Origin of the sequence: Bradyrhizobium sp. Cp5.3 (assembly GCF_000426265.1) — a bacterium.
Lineage (GTDB): Bacteria > Pseudomonadota > Alphaproteobacteria > Rhizobiales > Xanthobacteraceae > Bradyrhizobium > Bradyrhizobium neotropicale.
In genome coordinates, this window is record NZ_AUFA01000026.1 from 17,485 (window position 1) to 37,717 (window position 20,233).

Consider the following 20,233-nt stretch of genomic DNA (forward strand, 5'->3'; position numbering starts at 1 on the left):
TCGGCCCGCACCAATCAATCATAACAAGCGGGCGGCGAGGACACACCATGGAATCAATCCGCGTCTGCACCCATGCCGGGCCGGGCACTGAACCCGTCATTCGCACCGTGCCGTGGCCGAAGGTCGGCCGGAAGGGCGCGCTGATCAAGATCGGCGCCTGCGGCGTTTGCGGCACCGACCTGCACATCCTCAAGGGTCATTGGCCGAAGCCGTTGCCCTGGCCGTTCACGCTCGGCCACGAGCTCGGCGGCGTTATCGTCGAATGCGGCGATGAGTTCACTGAAGACTTCATGAGCAAGCCGCTTGCGGTCGGCTCGAAGGTGATGATCCCGCCGCTGATGCCCTGCGGCCGCTGCTACTACTGCATCCATTATCCGCAGACCGCCAACAAATGCCTGACGCCGGTCTATTACGGTCGCTATCTCGGCTTCGACAAGGCGCCGCATCTGTGGGGCGGCTGGGCCGAATATGTCTATGTCGATCTCGACATGCTGCCGGGCACCAAGATCTACAAGCTGCCCGACGACATGTCGTTGCGGCTGGGCGCGCTGTCGGAGCCGCTCACCTCCTGCATCCGCGCCTTCAACCGCGCGAGCCGTGCCGGCGGCTTCAGTTGGGGCGACACGGTGGTGATCCAGGGCTCTGGCCCGATCGGCATTCTGGCCGTCGCGGCCGCGCAGGAGATGGGGGCAGGGCGGGTGATCTGCGTCGGTGCGCCGGAGGAGCCACGGCTCAGACTCGCGCGCGAGTTCGGCGCGGAAGCGACCGTCAACATCGAAGTGCTCAAGACGCCCGAGGCGCGCATCAAAGCGGTGCGCGACATCGTCGGCGGCTTCGGCGCCGATCTCGTGATGGATTGCTCGGGCCATCCCACCGCCGGTCCCGAAGGCATCGAGATGCTGCGCGACGGCGGCACCTATGTCGAGATGGGGCAGTTCACCGACGCCGGCTCGATCGACACCTCCTGGCACCGCATCTGCACCAAGGACCTCAACGTGCTCGGATCCTGGGGCTTTACCGGTAACGATCTGCCACTCGGCGTCGACATGCTCTATCGCACCCGCGACAAATATCCGTGGCTGAAGACGCAGACGATCTATCCGTTCTCGGAAGAAGGCGTCGCGCAGGCCGTGAGCGATGCGATGGCGATGAGGACGGTGAAGTCGACCATCGTGCCGTGGCCGGAACTGGTCGAGTAATCCATGTCGTTAATCCTCCACGGCCTCGCAGCGTTTCTGGTCGAAGCCAAGCGGCGGACCTATGCGGGCCTGGATGACGAGGCGACCGTGGCGACGCCGCTGCTCGCCGGCTCCAAACAGCTCGAGCATCGGGCGCCGCCTTTTGCCTATCGCGACATCTATTTCGGCATGGGGTTCTTTGTCGGGCAGGAGACGGTGTCGCGCAATGATCAGGTCATCTGGTCGATGAGCTACAGCGGCGGCGCTCGCGCGGAGATCACCGATCGGCAGACCCTGCTCGAGATCTACAAGTTCCTGCGCCAGGCGCTGCTGGCCATCGACGTCGCGGAGCCCTACCGCGGCCCGCGCCTGTTCGAGCAGGCCGGCATGACCTATCGCAACGACGTCGAGGGCGCGCTCGAGCGCTTCCACGGCGTCGAGACGATCTCGCGTCGCGATGGCGCGTTGCTCTACGAGCTGCGCTACAGCGGCGGTCTGCTGCGATGATGATATCGCCGCACGTGCCCCACGGAATGAAGGACATGAAAATGGACGAACACACTGGCGAGCAGAGCCGGCGCGCCCGCTCGCCCTTCGGCGCTATCAGCGCGATCGACTACACCGTCATTTTTGTCCGCGACATGGCGGCGATGCGTCGCTTCTATGAGGACGTCCTCGCCTTTCCACTGCTGCGCGAGCTGTCGCCGAACTGGATCGAATATCGCGTCGGCACCAATACGCTGGCGCTGGCAAGGCCGAGCCGGACCGCGACTGACGCGCCGACGCCGGCGGGCAGCGCGGCGCTCCAACTGGCCTTCAAGGTGTCCGCGGCCGAAGTCGACGCGTGTGCCGACGAACTCCTTCGACGGGGCGTTGCGCCACTGTCGCCGCCGACGGATCAGTCCTTTGGACATCGGACGCTGTTCTTCCGCGATCCCGACGCCAATCTGCTGGAGGTCTTTGCGGAGATTTGAGAGCGGGTCCCATCGATGCGCTGGCATGAAGACGGTGAAGTCGACGATCGTGCCGCGGCCGGAGCCGGCGGGATGATGGCGGCCAAAAGACGCAGGAACAGGCTCGACGCCTAAAAAGTTCCATCAGGAATCCGCGAGTCATCCATGCTAAGGTGAAACTTAGGTCCAAGTTCCGGCTTTCACTTCGCGGGAGAGGTACCGTGAAGCAGATCCTGAAACCCGTCACTTTCGTCCTGGCCGCCATCTACTTTCTGGTCGACGCGGTCTTCATGGCCGTGGCCCGGCCGATATCGCGTTGGATTGGACAGCATTTCGAATTCAAGCGATTGCGGGCCTGGATCAGATCGCTGCCGCCTTATCCATCGCTCGCCTTGTTTTCGGTGCCCGTGATCATTCTGGAGCCGATCAAGCCGGTGGCAGCATACCTCGCCGCGACGGGCCAGGTCCTGAGCGGTGCGGTGACCTTCATCATCGGCGAACTCCTCAAGCTCGTGCTGGTCGAGCGCCTGTTTCATCTCACGCGCGACAAGCTGATGAGGATTCCGGCTTTCGCTTGGGCCTATACGAAGTTCGCCGAGGCGAAGGCCTGGCTGCAAGCAACCGAGGCCTGGCGGGTCGTCCGCGCCTTGAGCCACGCGGCGCGGGACTATGTTGCGCAGGCCAGAGCAAGGCTGGTCAGCGGCTTCAGCAAGCTGGTGACTTCCAGGGATTAGGGTCCGAAGGGCCGTGTACTCCTCAGACGACCTTGCGCGCTGCGGCGGTCGCCTTGTCGCCCGTGTTCGGCGTGCCGGTCGGCTCGATCAGCAGGAGGTGGACCTCCTCGCGTGCCACCGGGCGATGTTCAACACCTTTGGGCACGACGTAGAGTTCGCCCGGACCGAGCGTCACCGTGCGATCCCGCAATTCGATGTCCAGACTGCCTTTCAGGACGAGAAAGAAATCGTCGGTATCCTCGTGCTTGTGCCAGGTAAACTCTCCCTTCACCTTCACCACCATCACGTCGCAATCGTTGAAGGTCGTGATCGTGCGCGGAGACCAAAGATCCTGAAAGGTCGCGAGTTTGTCGGCAAGCGATATTCCGTCGGCCATGTCTCACCCGTATCCTGTTCTCTCGCGAGGCACGATTTGGGGTCGAATTGCCGATGCGACAAGGTTTGCATCCAGTCGGCTCGGCGATCTTGCCCTGCCGATATCTGAGGGCGGCGCACTAAGCCTGCGGACCGGCGCCCTTGGCGCGAGCTGTATCAAGGTCGCGGGCAGCAAAAAGCTTCGGCTTTGTCGCCGACTTATGCGGGAAATGGTGCGGTCACCGGCATCGCCATGCCGCATAGCTATGGTGATTTGCCTCCGCCTGGCGTAAAGACCGGGCCAAATCGCCACGCGTGCGACTGGCCGCTTGCCGGCACGCGCGTTTCAGGTCCTGCGGCTCGCCGGTTTGCGCCTGAATTAACCAAGGTTTTCCATCTCGTGTCATTTCCGACCCTTCCCCCGCCGCTCGCCCGAGCATTGGCCGAGCGGAACTACGATTCACCGACCCCCGTTCAGCTCGCTGTGCTCACTGACGAAGCCGCTGACCGCGACCTGCTGGTTTCCGCACAGACCGGCTCCGGCAAGACGCTGGCCTATGGCCTCGCCATGGCAAAGAATCTGCTGGGCGGTGCCGAACGATTTGAGCCGGCTGCAGCGCCTCTCGCCTTGATCGTGGCGCCGACCCGCGAACTCGCGCTGCAGGTCCAGCGTGAGCTGGCCTGGCTTTATGGACATGCGGGTGGGCGCGTCGTCTCCTGTGTCGGCGGCATGGATCCGCGCCGCGAACAGCGCGAGCTCGCCGCGGGCGCTCACATCGTCGTCGGCACGCCCGGCCGATTGTGCGATCATTTGCGGCGCGGTCGTCTGGACATCTCCCAATTGACCGCGGTCGTGCTCGACGAGGCCGACGAAATGCTCAATCTCGGTTTTCGCGAGGACATGGAATTCATCCTCGAGACCACGCCGGACACGCGCCGCACCTTGCTGTTCTCGGCGACGTTTCCACGCGGCATCGTCGCGCTGGCCAAGCAGTATCAACAGCAGGCCTTTCGGATCGAGGTCGCGGGCGACGAAGGCGGTCATGCCGATATCGAATACCGGGCCATCCGGATCGCCCCCGGCGATGTCGAGCACGCGGTCGTCAACGTCTTGCGCTTCTTCGAGGCGCCGAGCGCCCTGGTGTTTTGCAGCACGCGCGATGCCGTCAGGCACTTGCAGGCGGCGCTCCTGGAGCGCGGCTTTTCCGTGGTCGCTCTGTCCGGCGAGTTGACGCAGAACGAGCGAACCCTGGCGCTTCAGTCGCTCCGCGATGGACGGTCCCGCGTCTGCGTGGCGACCGACGTGGCCGCCCGCGGCATCGACCTGCCCAGCCTCGACCTCGTCATTCATGCGGATCTGCCCAATGATGCGGAGGTCATGCAGCATCGCTCAGGGCGCACGGGACGCGCGGGCCGAAAGGGTACAAGCGTCCTCCTGGTGCCGCCCGCGCGACGGCGGCGTGCTGAATTGCTGCTGAATCTGTCCGGCATCGATGCGGAGTGGGGGACGGCGCCCCAGGTCGATGAAATCCGCAAGCTCGATCATGAGCGCATGAAGGACGTGTTGTTCACCGAGGAGACGACTGCCGACGATCTGGTTCTGGCGCAGGCCTTGTTGGCCGAGCGATCGCCCGAGGATATCGCTGCGGCGCTGGCGCGGCTTTATCGCGCGCGACTGCCATCGCCCGAGGACATCATCGATCCGGGTGAGCGAAGCGGCCGGCCGCGCGACGATCGCGGTCGCGACAGATTTCAGGGCGAGGGCGGCGAAGATCGCCCGGCGAGGCCCCGATCGAAATCGGGAAAGACCTCCTCGCGCCACGGCATGGCGGAGGCAAGCGTCTGGTTCCGCGCCGCCATCGGACGCAGAAAGAATGCGGAAGCACGCTGGTTGTTGCCGATGATCTGCCGTCGTGGCGGCATCGACAAGCGCGACATCGGCGCTATCAAGATCATGGATACCACGACCGAGTTCGAGATATCCGAGCGGGTTGCAGACTCCTTCGCCGCCAAGATCAAGCGCCCGGACAAGGAAGACAGCATCCGCATCGAGCCGCTGGCAAACGCGCCGCAAGGGCAGGCACCTTCGGAAGAGCGGTCACACGTGCCTCGGCGCGACGCCGGCGACAGCGATCGCGATGAGCGTCGCGCCGATCGTTCGCGCGATGCGAAGGGGCCGAAGCACCACAGCAAGTCGCACGGCGAGCGCAGGCCGAAATTCGACGATGCGCTGGCTTTCGGAAAGAAAAAGAAGCATCGGAACAAGCCCGGCTACGCCGGAGAGCCGCCATCGGTCACGCCGTGGCCTGCGAAGGGCGTGCCGGGAAAGAAGGCAAAGAAGAAGCGTCGAGGCTGAGTTGTTGCCGAAAGCGCGTGAGCCGGGCGGAGGAGATCACGTCCCGGCGCGGGGATCGGCGAGCTCGCGGAGCATATAGGTCGCGTTCTCGCCATAGGATGCGAGCTTCCCGCGCAAGACGGCATCGGCTGCGACCGCCCGGAAGCCGAGGCGCTCCCATGTCGATCGTGTCCCATAGACCGAAACGAGCGCGAGCGTGGTGATGCCTGTCGTTCGCGCCAGGCTTTCGATGGCCGCGACATAGGCGCGCGCCGCACCGCCACCGCGGTACGCAGGCAGCATGGCGACATCGTGTACGTAGAGACAGTTCGCATCGCCAGGCAGCTTTTCCAGGACGCCGTCGAGCGGCGGGATCTGGTACTGCATCCACGGATGCGCGAGCCCGTAGCCGGCAATCTCGCCCTTCGTGGCGAGCACGAGGCAGCCGTCCGGGCAGAGCCGCATCTTCTCCGCGAGCACCTCCGGCCGTTCCGGAAGATCGGGATGAATGCGTTCCGCGATCGCGCTGATCGCCGGCAGGTCCAACGCGCGCGCCTGGCGCCAATGCGGCTTGCTCATGTCGATCCGTCGTTCCGTCTCTTCCATTGCAATTTATTCCGTTACGCCGCCATGCGCAGCGAAAAATATCCTTGCCGCTATCGCAGGAATACGGCGCGCCGCGCGGCGTCCTATTCATGCAAGCCAATTGCATGACAGGAGACACCATGACCGCGTCCTCGATCCGCCTCGCACTCACGCTCGCAGCATCGCTGGCGATTGTTCCCGCTGCTTTCGCTGCGCCGCTGACCAAGACGGGCAAGACCGACAAGGGCAGCGTGCTCACCGACGCCAAGGGCATGACGCTCTACACTTTCGACAAGGACACGAACGGCAAGTCGGCCTGCAACGGGCCGTGTGCGACAAACTGGCCGGTGCTGAAGGCCGAGGCGAGCGACGCGCCGGGTGAGGGCTACACCATCATCACGCGCGACGACGGCTCCAGGCAATGGGCCTACAAGGGCAAGCCGCTCTATACCTTCGCCAAGGACCAGAAGCCCGGTGACATCACCGGCGACGGCTTCTTGAACGGAGCGTGGCATCTGGCGATGCCGTAACAGGGTTGCGCGCGGGCCTGGTGCGTCGCTCTACCGATGCAGGCGACGCACCGTCCAGCGCCGTCGGTCGGGCTATCGCGGATATTCGAGCTGCATCGCGACGAAGTCAGCCGTGCGCGTTCCGTAGCGTGCGTCGATCGCCAGCAGGGTCTGGTCCAATGCCTGTACCGGTGGCAGGGCGAGGGCGGCCGGCGGCGTCTGCGTCACCGGCCAATCGGCTGCGACCTTGTCGGGCAGGATACCGAGGCCGCCGCGGCTCGGCTGCGCATCGGCGGTAGCGGCGAAGGTGAGGGCGCGCGAGCGATAGGTCCGCGACCACGCATCGGCAATTAGCGCGAGCGACACCTCGTCGATACCGGACGTCAGCGCGATCCCGAGCTGCTCGCGGTTCCAGAATGCGAGCGTGTTTGTGATCGCCGTCAGCGCAAACGGGCGCGTGAACCGGAATGCGTCGCTGCGGTGGCGCCCGTCCCACGCGGCAAGGCCGATGTCGCGGGCCACCGCCTCGGCCTTGGCGCGCCCGGCGATGGCCTCGATCAAGGTGAGTGCCATCGGCATGGATGCGGTAATTCCGGTCGTCGTGGCGACTCCGCGGTCGACGACCAGCCGGCGGTCTGCGACGTAACGGATCGCGGAATTCTTCTTTAGATCGCGCACGGAAAACCAGTGCGTCGTGGCCCGTTTGCCGTCAAGCAGTCCCGTGTTGGCCACGACCTTGGCGCCGACGCAGACGCCGATGATGATGGCGCCCTTGGCGGCCTGGCTCCTGATCCAGTGCAAGGCCACGGCATCATCCTCGCGCGTCATCGCCGGCACGATGACGTAATCGGCGCCATCGGGATGCGCGGCATCGAACTCGGTGATCGTCGCGTGCGGTTGCACCTTCAGCGCGGGATAGAGCGTGACGGGGCCCGGCTGCGTTGCCAGCGTGAGGACATCGGCGACATCGGCGCGCGCGAGGATGCCGTACGGCATCAGATAGTCGGTGGTCTCGCTCATGTCGTTGATTCCGACGACGGCGATCAGCGGACGTTTCCGCTTCGGCGGCTTCAGGGCGGCAAGCGTCGCCTCGGATTCGTCTCTGGATATTACAGGCGCAGTGCCGCGAGCCGGCGAGCCCGGTAGAAGGAACAGCCAGGTTGCACCGACCGCCAGCAGCAGCGCCACGCAGCCGAGGCCGCTCCACGTCAGAATGCGCCAGCTCATGATGGTGTCGCCCGATCTTCGTTGCCTCACGCTGGCAATGGAAGCTACTCGCTCGCCACGGCATCGGGAATGACGCAAATCCGGCAAAAAAGGTCATGCCGCAAGTGCGATCATTGGTCTCGCGGCGGGAGTTTTGGCGCCGATCTCAAGTTGGTGTGTGCGATCGCAACAACTTCCGAGATTTAAAATGCTGTTTGCGCCGCATCGTCACATGTTTCGAATTAAATCAAGCTGAGAGTCCGAAAGCGAACAGAAATTTTGAGTCCCCTCGACCATAGTCGGCTCCGGCAGGGGGCGAGAGCGGTAGACCCGCAGCAGTATCCCATTGTCATGAAAATTGGGGCACTGGTGTTCCGGTGCGGCAAGCACCTGAACGCGTCGGGGAGTCTTCAATCCAATATGCAGTTTCGCTTGAAAGGATGAATGCCCGTGAGTGATGCCAATGTGAAAGTCGACACGAATGCCGCTCCGCTGAACGAAGCGGCCAACGGAAGCGCAAAGCTCCACTTCAACGTACCATTCTTCAATATCCAGACGATGTTCGGCAATCTCGCCGAGCAGGGCGCCACGCGGGCCAAGGCAAATTTCGAGCAGATGAAGGCGGCTTCCGAGGAGATCACCGGAGCTCTGTGCGATGCCTGTTCGACCAATGCGATGCGTGCCGCCGATTATGGCACGAAGGTCATCGAAATATCCAACGCCAATGCCACCTCCACGCTGGAATTCCTCTCCCAGCTCGCGGATGCGAGGTCGTTTGCCGATCTCGTAAACCTCTCGACGACCCACAGCCGCAAGACCTTTGAAGCAACTTCGGCCCAGAACCGCGAGCTCTGGGACCTCGCCCAGAAGGTCGCGACGGAAACGGCCGAGCCGATCAAGCAAAGCTTCAACCGGGTCTTGCGTAGGGCTGCTTGAATCGACGCTGTTGGCCGCGCGGATCGGCTGGACGAGCGTCTTCGCAAGAAGAGACGCCATCCAGCCGATTGCGGCCCCCTCACTGTTGAGGTGATGCCGAGCTGGAGGAAATCAGGATGGGTATGGTGATGATCAGGTGCCCGGAAACGGGAAGTGCCATTCCGACGGGCATCGAGATGGATCGCGACAGGTTTCGGTGCAGCACCGTGTTCTTTTCGCGCACCTATTGCAAGATGTGCGCTGCCACGCACGAGTGGTTCGCCAGGGAGGCCTGGGTCTACGAGTCGGTCTTGGCGAACGGGAAGTCCGGGGGCGGGCAGCCATTCCGCGCCGGCGCGGCGTGAAGGAGCCTTGGCGCGTCCTGCGAAACGATCCGGTCGATCCTGCGCCTCATCACCTTGTAGCACTCGCATGCGACGACCTCGAGCCGTTGCCTGTCGATCTCGAGCTGGCCGCGCCGACTGGACCTGATGGCCCTTGATGCTCGAAGTGCGCTCACGACGTGCGTGACCGTGGTGCGGCGGACGCCGAGCAATTCCGACAACGTCTCCTGGGTCAAGGGCAGGACGTCGCCGCCATCCGTCCGATCGTGAATGTGAAGCAGCCAGCGAGCGAGGCGCGCTTCGACGGAGTGCAGCGCATTGCAGGCTGCGACGTGCTGGACTTGCGTCAGCATCGCCCTGGTGAAAATCTGAACCACACTTGCGACGGCGGGACTGCGCTCGAGCGCGGTGTGAAATCGCGCGGGCGAGATCTGCAGCGCGGTCCCTGCCACCCGGACGACCGCGGTCATGGGTGATCGGATGGGGCCGAGCGCCGTCATGAGTCCGACGGCGCCGTCGTTGCCGATCACGGCGGTTGCGGCCGTCTGTCCGTTCGGCAACTCCATGATGAGAGCGACTGCGCCGCTGCAGGGGAAGTAAAGGTGTTCGATCCGATCACCCGATCGAACCAGGACGGCGTCGTGCTGGAGTGGTACTTTGCGTAAATGCGGTGCAAGCAAAGCGAGATCGGCCGGCGGTAACGCAGCTAACAGGCGATTACCAACTCTTGTCGCGTGCTCCATCACGGGAAGCTTCCCTGGACGGAGGCCCGGCGGTCAGCAGACGTATCTTCACCGGCCGAGCCGCGTTGCCGCCTGCCACGGCAGAAGGCAAACGCACCTTGGAGGCTAAGGTTCCGATGACGAAGCGCAAGCCCGCGCGCCGGCGCGTCTGACCGCGATCAGAATTTTGCAATGACGATCGGGGGCGTGTGCAAGCGCTGCGCGCCCGACACGAGGGCTGCTGCTACCTCAACCCCTCATACACCATCAGCCCGCGTGCGATTTGCAGCTTGCGGATGGCACGCGGCAACAGTTTCTCCGGCTGGTGCAGATAGCGCCATGAGGTGAGGGTGAAGGCGCCGAGCGCGCCGCATGCGTCGTCGAACGGCGCGAGCACGCCCGTGACGCTCACCGGCGTGTGCGGGCGCGCATTGAAGGGCAGCAGCAGGAGCTCCAGATGCGCCTTGCTGCCATCCTCGCGCGCCGCGGTGAGGCCGGCGATGGCGCCGAGTGTCTCGTCGGCGACAACCGTCGTGATCTCTTCGATCTCGGCGCGGCTCGTCGCGGTGAACAGCGCGGCGAAGCTCTGGTCCTTGAGGTCGCAGCCGGCGAGCGCGCAGACGCGGGTGCCGGCGACGCGGAATGGAAAGCCGAGCTTGGGCTCGCAGGAGAGGACGAAGATGTCCCCGAGCAGGCCGCGGACGGCCGCCGGATCGATATCGGCCCTGTCCGGTGCCCGGGCAGTGCCGCGCTTTTCGTCCCAATATGCGAAGAATTCGCGGCTCGACGGATGTTTCATGTCTGAACGCTTACCCCCGGGTGCGACCTCGCGGGACAAACCTGTCCCGCTTCAGTGCACCCGCGATCCCTATGGTTGTTGTGCAGGAGGGGATTTGCAGCGTCCATGCCGCAGGCGTGTTTTCTTCCCCGCCGGGGCCGCCTTTGCATCGTTAACGTTAAGTTAACGATGCGCGGCCTTTGCATCGCCATAAGCGACTCAGATCATTGACAAATCGGCGCTGAACCTTCTTTGGCGCGGCCCGCGAATAACGAAAAATGGCGGGTTTGCGACGAGGCGGCGCTCGGCCCGACCGGCTGGCAGCCTCAGGCAGCCGTTTCTGCTGATCTGGCGGCCCTAAAGGCCAGCCACGCCGCAAAAACGCATCAGCGACTCGCGGTTAAGGCTTGGCGATGCCATCAGGCAGCCTGCCAAGGCCTTGTCTGACCGGGCCGCCAAAGACCGCCAGCCTTAAAGGCGGCCTAGCATCAGTCTGGCCAGCCCACTGCCCGCCACGCGGTCGCTGCACTGGCCAAAAGGCGGCCTTCTCCACCAGAAGATTTAGTGCAAGTACTTGTTCGCGCATTCCGAGTGAGTTTGGATGAACGTCGAATGCGGCCATCCAACATTTTTTTTGCAGCGCGGGGGGGAAGGATATGAGCACAGAGGAAGCGGGCAGCGACGCGGCTCCAAAAAAGAAGAAGAAAGCTGTCAAGCGGGCGAAGAAACCAAAGAAGGCCAAGAAGGCTGCCAAGGCCAAAGCACAGACAGGCGGAACGGCGAAGTTTCCTCGGCACAGCGTTGAGAAAGCACTCCGGATACCGAAAGCAATCATTGACCAGAACGCCGGGCGCGATTGCACAGAAGCGGAGAGCGCCGAATATGTTGGCGTCGGATACAATGGACCTTACAAAGTCGAGGTCAGTTCGGCGCTGAAATACGGATTTCTTTCTCGGCCGAGCGCCGGCACAATCAAGGTTACGGATAGGGCGAGGCAGGCGATCCGCCCACAGAACCAAGGCGACGATGTCGATGCCTTTCGCGAAGCAGTATTAGAAGCGCCGGAAATTTCAGAAGTCTACAAGCACTATCGGGGCGAGTATCTTCCTGACGATGGCTTTTTCGAGCATGCACTCGAAGACAAATTCTCGATCCCTACCGAGAAGGTTGCCGAGTTTAAGGAAATTTTTCTCTCATCTCTCCAAAGCGCCAAGCTTGTTGAAAAGAAAGACGATAAGTATCGTATCTTGGATACAGCAGCAGCCGCAGGAGACGGTGCAGCTACAATCAAGAAACTCAGCACGGCCGCGAACGTCAGCGCGAGTGATAGCTGCTTTGTTTTGATGCCGTTCGGCTCTCCGATCGGCGATTACTATCAGCAAATCTATGAGCAAGCGATCAAGAGAGCCGGCTTACGACCAGTCCGCGCCGATGCCGATATCTTCGGAACGGGAAAAATCATCGATCAAATTTGGGAAGGCATCAATGCGGCAAAGGTGCTTGTTGCTGAACTGACAACCAGAAACCCAAATGTGTTTTACGAATTAGGATTCCGTTTTCGAGAAGATGGAGGAAGTCGGCACCGCCCTGACACAGGTTCAGAGCCTCACCGACTATCAGGCTGTCGGCGTCCGCTGCCGCGAAGCACTACTTGAACTGATCGGTGTCGCGCAGGACGCGGCAATATGGACCGACAAACCGCCGCAGCGTGCGAACTTCCGCGCGTGGACGGAAATCATCTGCAACGATCTTCTGCCGGGCGACACCAACAAAGAGCGTCGCGGGGCCGTCAAAAGTGCGCTGGAGTCCGCGTGGACGTTTTCCAACTGGCTCACGCATTCAAAGTCCGCCACCTGGCTTGATCCCGACATGGCGCACGCATTGATCCAGCTTGCCTGCGGAATGGCAGCGCGATTCATTGTTCGCGGGTTGCGCGGTGTACCTGATGAGTGCCCGAACTGCGGCCTGCCGCATCTCGAACCAGAGCAGGCCGAAAACATCGCCGCACCCGGCGTACTATGGGAACGACCGCGCTGCGCTGATTGCGGATGGACCGGCAGACCCGTCCCAATCCTCGATCTCGAGGACGGACAGCCCATTATCATCCGTGAAGGCGGAGGGTCCGGAGACCATAGCATCGTGACAGTTCCGCTTCGCACGATCGTTAGGCCGGGTGATCCGCCGATCGAGCCGCTAAAGAAAACAGAAACCGGACCACCGAAGCCGGTCGTCTATTTTGCCTACGGGTCCAACATGTCGACCGCCCGGCTACGAGAGCGCATGCCGAGCTGCAAGCCACTCGGCATTGCTACCTTGCCGGGTCACGAGCTTCGCTTTCATAAGCGCAGCATAGACAAGTCCGGGAAGTGCAACGCATTTGCTAGTGGCAACAACAATGAAGTGATCGGAGTCCTGTTTAGCTTCGATCCTGCAGAGCGCGACAAGCTGGATCAGGCCGAAGGCGTCGGCAGCGGCTATGAACACGCGATGGTCACGGTCATCAACGAGAAAGGTCGCAGGCGGAAGGTCCTTACCTATCTTGCCACCCCCGACTACATCGACGACAGCCTCAAACCCTACGGTTGGTACAAGGACTTTGTCCTTGCCGGTGCTAGGGAACACGACCTGCCGCCCGAGTATATTGAAGAATATATCCAGTTGGTTGAAGCAATCGAAGATCCCAACAAGGCACGGGACAAGAAGCAGCGGGCCACGCTTGGAAGTCCAACGACCGAATAGCGCGCACCTGACCATTCATCGCGTCCATCTGGCAATGATCCTTTGCGCCACCCTCAGCACCTCGACATCGCGATACTTGGCTGATGATGACAGCCGCGAGGCTCGTTGACGGCACCAACCGTTACGCGTCGCGTCTTGCCATCCGGTGATGTGCGCTGCACGGACATAGGTCCGCGCATAGCTGACACCGCTGCACAGCACGGCAAAGCCTTCTAGTTCACTCTCCCAATGCAGCACTTGTTTTCCAGATGGATCAGGTGCGCGCCGCTTCGTAATCGTTTTTTCGATCAGCTTGAGCAGTGACATCACCGTCTCCCTTTGCCTTTGTTGGGCGTGGTTGGCGGCTGATGCCAAATAAGGAAAATTGGCTGATCGCGGACGCCAAACCGCGCATTGATCGCGGCAAACGTTAACGATGAAGGGTCTTAAAAATAATGTGATTACAGATACTCAGGCCAAACGCAGCATGTTATTTATGGCTGCGTTGGGCGGCCTTGCGTTAACGTTAAATTAACGATGGGCTTTGCGCATCGTGGGCGCCTGCTATGGTGATCGCGGTCGCAAGCCTCGCCGCTTTCTTCCAGGTTCTCGGCGGGGCATGTACACAGGCGTCAAACAGTTTGGTCACGGGCCGCGGGGAGGGGTGGGGATACTCCTTATCCCTCTTAGGTGCCCGGAAGGCCGACATGGACAGGGAGGGCTTTTCCCAGAGCCCTCCCTTTTCCTTTTGTGCACTTGCGCAAGGCCGGCAAAGGCGACTATCTCCAAGCCTGTCGCTCCGATCGCGCCTGAAAGCGAAGTACCCCTTGGACTCCCCGCCAAATCTCCCGCCGGAGCAGCCGGCCGCAATCGAGGAGGCTCCGCGCGAGCCGGTCCTGACGTTGCCGTTCGCGCTGACGGCCTATGTCGTCCTGCTGGCCGTGATCCATCTGCGGGTGCTGCTGCCGCCGGACCTTGAGAATTGGACCATCGATGTCTTCGGCTTCATCCCGAAGCGCTACGATTCCTCGCTGCTCAATCTGCAGATCCCCGGCGGCGCCGGCGCGAAGGTGTGGACCTTCGTCACCTATTCGCTGCTGCACGCCAATCTCACCCATCTCGGTTTCAACGTACTGTGGCTGCTGCCGTTCGGCAGCGCGCTGGCGCGGCGTTTTGGTGCGATACGGTTTTTTATCTTCCTGGCGGTGACGGCGGCGGCGGGCGCGCTCGCCCATCTCGTCACCCATGAGCATGCGGTGGCGCCGATGATCGGCGCCTCGGCCTCGGTCTCGGGTGCGATGGCGGCAGCGATCCGCTTCGCCTTTGCACGAGGCAGCTTCCTGTCGTTCAGCCGAACGGATGCCGAGACCGCCGCAAAGGTTCCGGCGCTGCCGCTGTCGCGGGCGTTGCGCGACGGACGGGTGCTCGCCTTCCTCGCGGTGTGGTTCGGCGTTAACATCATCTTCGGCGTCGGTGCACTGGGTATCGAAACCGAAGGGGCAAGCGTGGCCTGGCAGGCCCATATCGGCGGCTTCTTCGCAGGGCTGTTGCTGTTTGCGCTGTTCGATCCTGTGCCGCGTGCGCGAAGCGATGCTGCGGATGCGTCATCACGGGACATTTCGAACCGTATTTGAGGCGGCGCTTGCGGCCCGGCCCGAATTCATCCATCATCGCAGCCGAAGAATGTTCCGAAGCAACAAGCCGCTAGTGGCGGTGCTTCCACAGGCGCCTGAAGCGTGAAACCGGCGCTGTAACTGTTAGTTGAAGACTCGCGAACAAGTCCGGACCGCGGAAAGCGGACGGATCGGATTCAGGGAGGCAACAATGACGGTACGTTCCATTCTCAATACCAAGGGTCACCAGATCATGAGCGTCGAGCCCGACGTCAAGCTCGCGGCCGCGGTGAAATTGCTCGGCGAGAAGAAGATCGGCGCGGTGCTGGTGATGAATCAGAGCCGGCTAGAGGGCATCCTGTCCGAGCGCGACATCGTGCGCGTGCTCGGCGACCGCGGCGCGGGCGCGCTGGAAGAGCCCGTGAGCGAAGTCATGACGCGCAAGGTCGTGACCTGCAAGGAAACCGACACGGTGGCCGAGCTCATGGAGACGATGACCACCGGCAAGTTCCGGCATCTGCCCGTGGTCGACAATGGCAAGGTCGTCGGCATCATCTCGATCGGCGACGTCGTCAAGCGCCGCGTCCAGGAATACGAGACCGAGCAGGAAGCCCTGCGCGACTACATCAAGACGGCCTGAACCGGCCTTATTCGCTTGCCTTCGGCGCGGTGCCGTCCGGTGCCGGCGCCAGCACATGGATCGCCTCCTGGATCGAGTCCAGCGCGCGCTCGGCTGCGCGGGTGCCGAATGCGATCAGCTCATCGGCGCGGTGGAAGTCGAACCAGCCGATCTGGCCGACCCGCGGCGTGATCAGCATGTCCGGCGGATCGCCGGCGAGCCTCGCGCGGGTGATGCGGTCCTGCATGATGTTGAAGGCGTCCACCATCACCGCGGAGATGCCGGGCCGTCCGCCGCCGCCGAAGAACTCGCGCTTCACTGTGCGCTCCGGGGAGAAGAATCGCGGAAAGCGCCGCTTGGCCACTGGTTCTTCGGCCACCGGTGCGACCGGGGCGGGCATCGCCCCATGCGAATAGATTGTCGTGGAATGGGTGAATATGTCGCTGGAAAGATTTGCGGCGATGACGATTTCCGCGCCGAGCGCACGCGCGGCCGAGACCGGCACCGGGTTCACCAGCGCGCCGTCCACCAGCCAGCGGTCGCCGACCAGCACGGGCGAGAAGATGCCGGGCAGGGCGTAGGACGCCCGCATCGCGTCGACCACGCGGCCATGCGTCAGCCAGATTTCGTGACCGGTGCGAACCTCGGTCGCGACTGACGCGAATTTCACACCGAGGTCCTCGATCAGGGTCGAGCCGATCGCCGCCTCGAGCTTTGTTGCGAGCTTCTCGCCCCCGATCAGGCCCGAGCCGTTGAGGCGGATGTCGAGATAGCCGAGGATGTTGCGCACGCCTTGCAGGCTGCGTCCCCATTCCTCTAGCGTGTCGAGCTGCCCGGCCGCATAGGCGCCGCCGACCACGGCGCCGATCGAGGTGCCGACCACGACATTGGGCACGATGCCATTCGCGAGCAGGGTTCGGAGGATACCGATATGGGCAAATCCGCGGGCTGCGCCGCCGCCAAGGGCCAAACCGATGACCGGCCGGCGAATGCTGCCGAGGCCGACCTTCTCGCCATTCGAGACGCTCGCGCCCCGACCTTTCAACATGTCCAGCACCGAAACTCTCCTACGCCGGGGCCAGCCGCATCACCAGACTAGGCGCCACATCATGGGGCCGCCAGAACCAGGACGAAGCATGGTTTATGCCGCTTTGGGAAGGGCACGGGGCAGGAGTATGGCGATGGGCGGTTGCCTTAAGTCTAATCACGCAGGCGTCAACCGAGTTCCAAATGACCGTATTTCCTGGGGTTCCTGAGGCTTGAATTTGCCGCGTTTTCGGTGAAAAGCAGGTGACATGATTAGCGGGGGTGACGGCATCATTGGATGGCGGCGCAGCGTACGGCTGCTGCCGGCGCTAACCCTTGCCGCGTGCCTCCTGATCTTCGGCCAAAACGCCGCCAAAGCGCAGCTTTTCTCCGATCGTCCGCCTCCGGTGCCACCGGCCTCGGTGCCCGACCCCGGCGGCGCGGTGAGCCTGGCGCCGCCCTCGGGAACAGGATCCGGTGTGCCGCCCAGCCTGCCGCCGACCCTGACGCAGCCGAATTCGCCGACTATCCCGCCGGCGGTCACGACCGTGCCCCCGTCCGCGCCGCTCAACGCCGCCGCCCCCGGACAGGCCGTGCTGTCGCTCACCGCGAAATACGGCAAGGACTCGGCCCCGATCAGCAGCGGCCTGGTCTGGCGGGTGTTTGCCGACCGTCCGGACGAGAACGGCACGTTCAAGCTGATCCGCGAGGACCGTAGCGCCACGCCCAACATCGTGCTGCCGCCCGGCAGCTACGTCGTGCACGTTGCCTTCGGCCTCGTCAGCGCGGTGCGCACCGTGAGCCTGAAGGCGGAGACCGACCGTGAGTCCTTCGTGCTGCCGGCGGGCGGCCTGCGCATCGAGGGCCGCGTCGGCACCAGCCGCATTCCGCAGAACCAGATCTCGTTCGCGATCTACAAGGGCAGCCAGTTCGAGTCCGGCGAGCGTGCCTCGCTGGTGCCGAACGTCGCCGCCGGCGACGTCGTGCTGCTGCCGGAGGGCACCTACTACATCATCTCCAATTACGGCGACGCCAACTCGGTGGTGCGATCGGACATCCGCGTCCAGGCCGGCAAGCTCACCGACGTCACCATCACCCACCGCGCCGCCGTGATCACGCTCAAGCTCGTCAGCGACAAGGGCGGCGAGGCACTCGCCAACACCGCCTGGTCGGTGCTGACGCCGGGCGGCGACGTCATCAAGGAATCCATCGGCGCCTTCCCGCGCGTCGTGCTCTCCGAAGGCGAATACCGCGCCATCGCCAAGAACGAGGGCAAGGTCTACGAGCGCGGTTTCAATGTCGTGAACGGCGTCGACGGCGAAGTCGAAGTCGTCGCGCGGTAGCGCCTCTCGCGTCCCGGACGCAGTGCCGGATCGCCGTTTCAGCGGGCCACTGCCTCCACATCGTCATTGCGAGCGCAGCGAAGCAATCCAGAATCTTTCCGCGGAGGCAGTCTGGATTGGTTCGCTGCGCTCGCAATGACGGGGGAGGGCCCCTCATTTCCGATACCGCAGCGCCTCGACCAGCACCGCGAACGCCGGGGTCGGCTGCCTGCGGCTGGGGTAATACAGGTGATAGCCGGCAAACGGCGCGCACCAGTCGGCGAGCACGCGGATCAGCCGGCCGTCGGCGATCTCCCGCTTCACGAGGTCTTCGGGCAGATAGGCGAGGCCGAGGCCGGCGAGTACTGCGTTCATGCGCAGCGTGCCGGTGTTGAACACGAGCTGGCCGTCGACCCGTACCTTCATGGCGCGGCCGCGCTTCTCGAACTCCCAGGCATAGATCCCGCCATAGGTCGGCAGGCGGATGTTGATGCAGCTGTGCTCGGTGAGGTCCTGCGGCCGCTTCGGCTTCTGCCGCGCGGCAAAATAGGCGGGCGCGCCGACCACAGCCATGCGCATGTCCGGTCCGATCCGCACCGCGATCATGTCCTTGGCGACCTGCTCGCCGATGCGCACGCCGGCATCGTAGCGCTCGGCGACGATGTCGGTGAGGCCATAGTCGACGACGAGCTCGACCTTGATGTCGGGATAGCGCGGCAGGAGCCTTGCGAGCGCCGGCCACAGCACGGTGTGCGCCGCGTGCTCGCCGGTGGTGATGCGGACGGTGCCGGCGGGCTTTTCGCGCAGCTCCGTGAGCGCCGACAGTTCGGCATCGATCTCGTCGAAGCGCGGCCCGACATTGCGCAGCAGGCGCTCGCCGGCCTCGGTCGGCGCGACGCTGCGGGTGGTGCGGGTGAGGAGCCGCAGTCCTAGCCGCTCCTCGAGGCCGCGCACGGTGTGGCTCAGCGCCGACTGCGACACGCCGAGCTGGGCGGCGGCGCGCGTGAAGCTGCGCTCGCGCGCGACCGCGAGAAAGGCGAGGAGGTCATTGATGTTGGGTCGCGCCATTGATGAATCCGGATCATGAGTACATACCGATTTTATCACCTAATCGCAGACAGGAGCGCGCCCTAAATTCGCCGGCGAAAATGATCTTGCAAGGAGAGCTGGCGATGCAGAAGCGCACATTGGGCAAAAGTGGTCTGGAGGTGTCGGCCTTGGGGCTCGGTTGCATGGGCCTGAGCTATGGCTATGGTCCTGCGACTGAAAAGGCGCAGGCGATCGCGCTGATCAGGACGGCCTTCGAGCACGGCGTGACCTTCTTCGACACCGCCGAAGCCTACGGCCCGTTCGCCAATGAGGAGCTTCTGGGCGAGGCGCTCGCGCCATTCCGCGGCCAGGTGGTGATCGCCACCAAATTCGGCTTCAGGGACGGCAAGGTCGAAGACGGGCTCGACAGCCGGCCTGCTCGGATCAAGGCGGTCGCCGATGCCGCGCTGAAACGGCTGAAGACCGATCGCATCGATCTGTTCTATCAGCACCGCGTCGATCCCGAAGTGCCGATCGAGGACGTGGCGGGCGCCGTGAAGGACTTGATCCGGGACGGCAAGGTCGGGCATTTCGGCCTATCGGAGGCCGGCGCACAGACCATCCGCCGCGCCCACGCCGTGCAGCCCGTTGCCGCGTTGCAAAGCGAATATTCGCTGTGGTGGCGCGAGCCGGAGCAGGAGATCCTGCCGACGCTGGAGGAACTCGGCATCGGCTTCGTCCCGTTCAGCCCGCTCGGCAAGGGCTTTCTGACCGGCGCGATCAACGAGACGACGACATTCGAGACGAGCGATTTCCGCAACATCGTACCGCGCTTCTCATCCAGCGCACGAAAATCCAATCAGAGCCTGGTCGATCGGCTCGGAGAGATCGCAACAGCGAAGAAGGTGACGCCGGCGCAGATCGCGCTGGCGTGGCTGCTCGCACAAAAGCCCTGGATCGTGCCGATCCCGGGCACCACCAAGCTGCACCGTCTCGAGGAGAACATCGGGGCAGCCGCTCTGACGCTGTCGGCAACCGATCTCGCGGCGATTGCCGAGGTATTGGGCAACGTCACGGTGCAGGGCGATCGCTATCCGGCTCATCTCCAGGCGCGGGTTGGCCGCTGATATCTGCCGCACGTCCGGTGAGCAATCGCTTACCGGACGCCGGCATCTTGTGTTCTGATTTGAATACGCGTGTGAGCACTACAAAGGTGTGTTCGCGCCGCAAGGTCTGGGGAAACACCGGGCCTGCGGCGCAATTCCGATAATCAATTTTATTCTCTTTCCGCAC

At 63.3% G+C, this 20,233-nt stretch carries 21 protein-coding genes; 13 read left to right on the plus strand and 8 right to left on the minus strand.

Features of this window, described 5'->3' with window-relative positions:
• Positions 1-47 precede the first annotated feature (47 nt).
• The 4 genes from K289_RS0128105 to K289_RS0128125 all read left to right on the plus strand — a co-directional run bounded on the left by K289_RS0128105 (position 48) and on the right by K289_RS0128125 (position 2,865).
• Positions 48-1,199, plus strand: a complete 1,152-nt coding sequence (locus K289_RS0128105; RefSeq protein WP_027554557.1) for a zinc-binding dehydrogenase — start codon at positions 48-50, stop codon at positions 1,197-1,199.
• A 3-nt stretch (positions 1,200-1,202) separates the two neighbouring features.
• Positions 1,203-1,685 (plus strand): DUF5680 domain-containing protein, encoded by a 483-nt coding sequence (locus tag K289_RS0128110; RefSeq protein ID WP_027554558.1) that lies wholly within the window; start codon positions 1,203-1,205, stop codon positions 1,683-1,685.
• Positions 1,686-1,726: 41 nt separating this feature from the next.
• Positions 1,727-2,152, plus strand: a complete 426-nt coding sequence (locus K289_RS0128115) for a VOC family protein (protein ID WP_156918221.1) — start codon at positions 1,727-1,729, stop codon at positions 2,150-2,152.
• Positions 2,153-2,352: 200 nt separating this feature from the next.
• Complete coding sequence (locus K289_RS0128125; protein ID WP_027554560.1) at positions 2,353-2,865, plus strand: hypothetical protein; 513 nt, start codon at positions 2,353-2,355, stop codon at positions 2,863-2,865.
• 22 nt (positions 2,866-2,887) lie between these two features.
• Here K289_RS0128125 and K289_RS0128130 read toward each other — a convergent pair whose 3' ends face one another.
• Complete coding sequence (locus K289_RS0128130) at positions 2,888-3,241, minus strand: cupin domain-containing protein (protein WP_027554561.1); 354 nt, start codon at positions 3,239-3,241, stop codon at positions 2,888-2,890.
• A gap of 378 nt (positions 3,242-3,619) precedes the next feature.
• On the opposite strand from K289_RS0128130, the gene K289_RS0128135 reads away from it, so the two are divergent.
• Positions 3,620-5,575 carry a DEAD/DEAH box helicase gene (locus K289_RS0128135; protein WP_027554562.1) on the plus strand — a complete coding sequence of 652 codons (1,956 nt, stop codon included), beginning with the start codon at positions 3,620-3,622 and terminating at the stop codon, positions 5,573-5,575.
• A 36-nt stretch (positions 5,576-5,611) separates the two neighbouring features.
• Here K289_RS0128135 and K289_RS0128140 read toward each other — a convergent pair whose 3' ends face one another.
• Complete coding sequence (locus tag K289_RS0128140) at positions 5,612-6,133, minus strand: GNAT family N-acetyltransferase (protein ID WP_027554563.1); 522 nt, start codon at positions 6,131-6,133, stop codon at positions 5,612-5,614.
• A 146-nt stretch (positions 6,134-6,279) separates the two neighbouring features.
• Here K289_RS0128140 and K289_RS0128145 point away from each other — a divergent pair, with 146 nt between their 5' ends.
• The gene (locus tag K289_RS0128145; protein ID WP_027554564.1) at positions 6,280-6,669 is read left to right on the plus strand and encodes a hypothetical protein; all 390 of its coding nucleotides are present in this window, start codon (positions 6,280-6,282) and stop codon (positions 6,667-6,669) included.
• Between the two features lie 72 nt (positions 6,670-6,741).
• On the opposite strand, the gene K289_RS0128150 is transcribed toward K289_RS0128145, so the two are convergent.
• Positions 6,742-7,875 carry a DJ-1/PfpI family protein gene (locus K289_RS0128150; protein WP_027554565.1) on the minus strand — a complete coding sequence of 378 codons (1,134 nt, stop codon included), beginning with the start codon at positions 7,873-7,875 and terminating at the stop codon, positions 6,742-6,744.
• Positions 7,876-8,298: 423 nt separating this feature from the next.
• On the opposite strand from K289_RS0128150, the gene K289_RS0128155 reads away from it, so the two are divergent.
• Positions 8,299-8,790, plus strand: a complete 492-nt coding sequence (locus tag K289_RS0128155; protein WP_245284019.1) for a phasin — start codon at positions 8,299-8,301, stop codon at positions 8,788-8,790.
• Between the two features lie 277 nt (positions 8,791-9,067).
• On the opposite strand, the gene K289_RS45375 is transcribed toward K289_RS0128155, so the two are convergent.
• Together K289_RS45375 and K289_RS0128165 are read right to left on the minus strand one after the other, a co-directional pair.
• Entirely contained in the window at positions 9,068-9,856 is a 789-nt protein-coding gene (locus K289_RS45375; RefSeq protein ID WP_035686055.1) for a Crp/Fnr family transcriptional regulator, read from the minus strand.
• Between the two features lie 223 nt (positions 9,857-10,079).
• The gene (locus K289_RS0128165; protein ID WP_027554567.1) at positions 10,080-10,634 is read right to left on the minus strand and encodes a PAS domain-containing protein; all 555 of its coding nucleotides are present in this window, start codon (positions 10,632-10,634) and stop codon (positions 10,080-10,082) included.
• Between the two features lie 635 nt (positions 10,635-11,269).
• Here K289_RS0128165 and K289_RS45380 point away from each other — a divergent pair.
• Together K289_RS45380 and K289_RS51755 are read left to right on the plus strand one after the other, a co-directional pair.
• The gene (locus K289_RS45380; protein WP_051310886.1) at positions 11,270-12,268 is read left to right on the plus strand and encodes a hypothetical protein; all 999 of its coding nucleotides are present in this window, start codon (positions 11,270-11,272) and stop codon (positions 12,266-12,268) included.
• The gene (locus tag K289_RS51755) at positions 12,180-13,352 is read left to right on the plus strand and encodes a gamma-glutamylcyclotransferase family protein (RefSeq protein ID WP_245284020.1); all 1,173 of its coding nucleotides are present in this window, start codon (positions 12,180-12,182) and stop codon (positions 13,350-13,352) included. Before K289_RS45380 ends, K289_RS51755 begins: the two co-directional genes overlap by 89 nt.
• 15 nt (positions 13,353-13,367) lie before the next feature.
• On the opposite strand, the gene K289_RS50740 is transcribed toward K289_RS51755, so the two are convergent.
• The gene (locus K289_RS50740) at positions 13,368-13,658 is read right to left on the minus strand and encodes a hypothetical protein (protein WP_156918222.1); all 291 of its coding nucleotides are present in this window, start codon (positions 13,656-13,658) and stop codon (positions 13,368-13,370) included.
• Positions 13,659-14,158: 500 nt separating this feature from the next.
• On the opposite strand from K289_RS50740, the gene K289_RS0128180 reads away from it, so the two are divergent.
• Positions 14,159-14,965, plus strand: coding sequence for a rhomboid family intramembrane serine protease (locus tag K289_RS0128180; protein ID WP_027554568.1), 807 nt, complete (start codon positions 14,159-14,161; stop codon positions 14,963-14,965).
• 190 nt (positions 14,966-15,155) lie between these two features.
• Complete coding sequence (locus K289_RS0128185; RefSeq protein WP_027554569.1) at positions 15,156-15,584, plus strand: CBS domain-containing protein; 429 nt, start codon at positions 15,156-15,158, stop codon at positions 15,582-15,584.
• Positions 15,585-15,591: 7 nt separating this feature from the next.
• Here K289_RS0128185 and K289_RS0128190 read toward each other — a convergent pair whose 3' ends face one another.
• Complete coding sequence (locus K289_RS0128190; protein WP_027554570.1) at positions 15,592-16,620, minus strand: patatin-like phospholipase family protein; 1,029 nt, start codon at positions 16,618-16,620, stop codon at positions 15,592-15,594.
• Positions 16,621-16,858: 238 nt separating this feature from the next.
• On the opposite strand from K289_RS0128190, the gene K289_RS0128195 reads away from it, so the two are divergent.
• Positions 16,859-17,932 (plus strand): hypothetical protein, encoded by a 1,074-nt coding sequence (locus K289_RS0128195; RefSeq protein WP_027554571.1) that lies wholly within the window; start codon positions 16,859-16,861, stop codon positions 17,930-17,932.
• 153 nt (positions 17,933-18,085) lie between these two features.
• Here the strand turns inward: K289_RS0128195 and K289_RS0128200 are convergent, their stop codons facing one another.
• Positions 18,086-18,979 (minus strand): LysR family transcriptional regulator, encoded by an 894-nt coding sequence (locus tag K289_RS0128200; protein ID WP_027554572.1) that lies wholly within the window; start codon positions 18,977-18,979, stop codon positions 18,086-18,088.
• Between the two features lie 104 nt (positions 18,980-19,083).
• Between K289_RS0128200 and K289_RS0128205 the strand changes: the two genes are divergently transcribed.
• On the plus strand, positions 19,084-20,067 hold the full coding sequence (locus tag K289_RS0128205) for an aldo/keto reductase (RefSeq protein ID WP_027554573.1): 984 nt from the start codon (positions 19,084-19,086) through the stop codon (positions 20,065-20,067).
• The last annotated feature ends 166 nt before the right edge of the window (positions 20,068-20,233 follow it).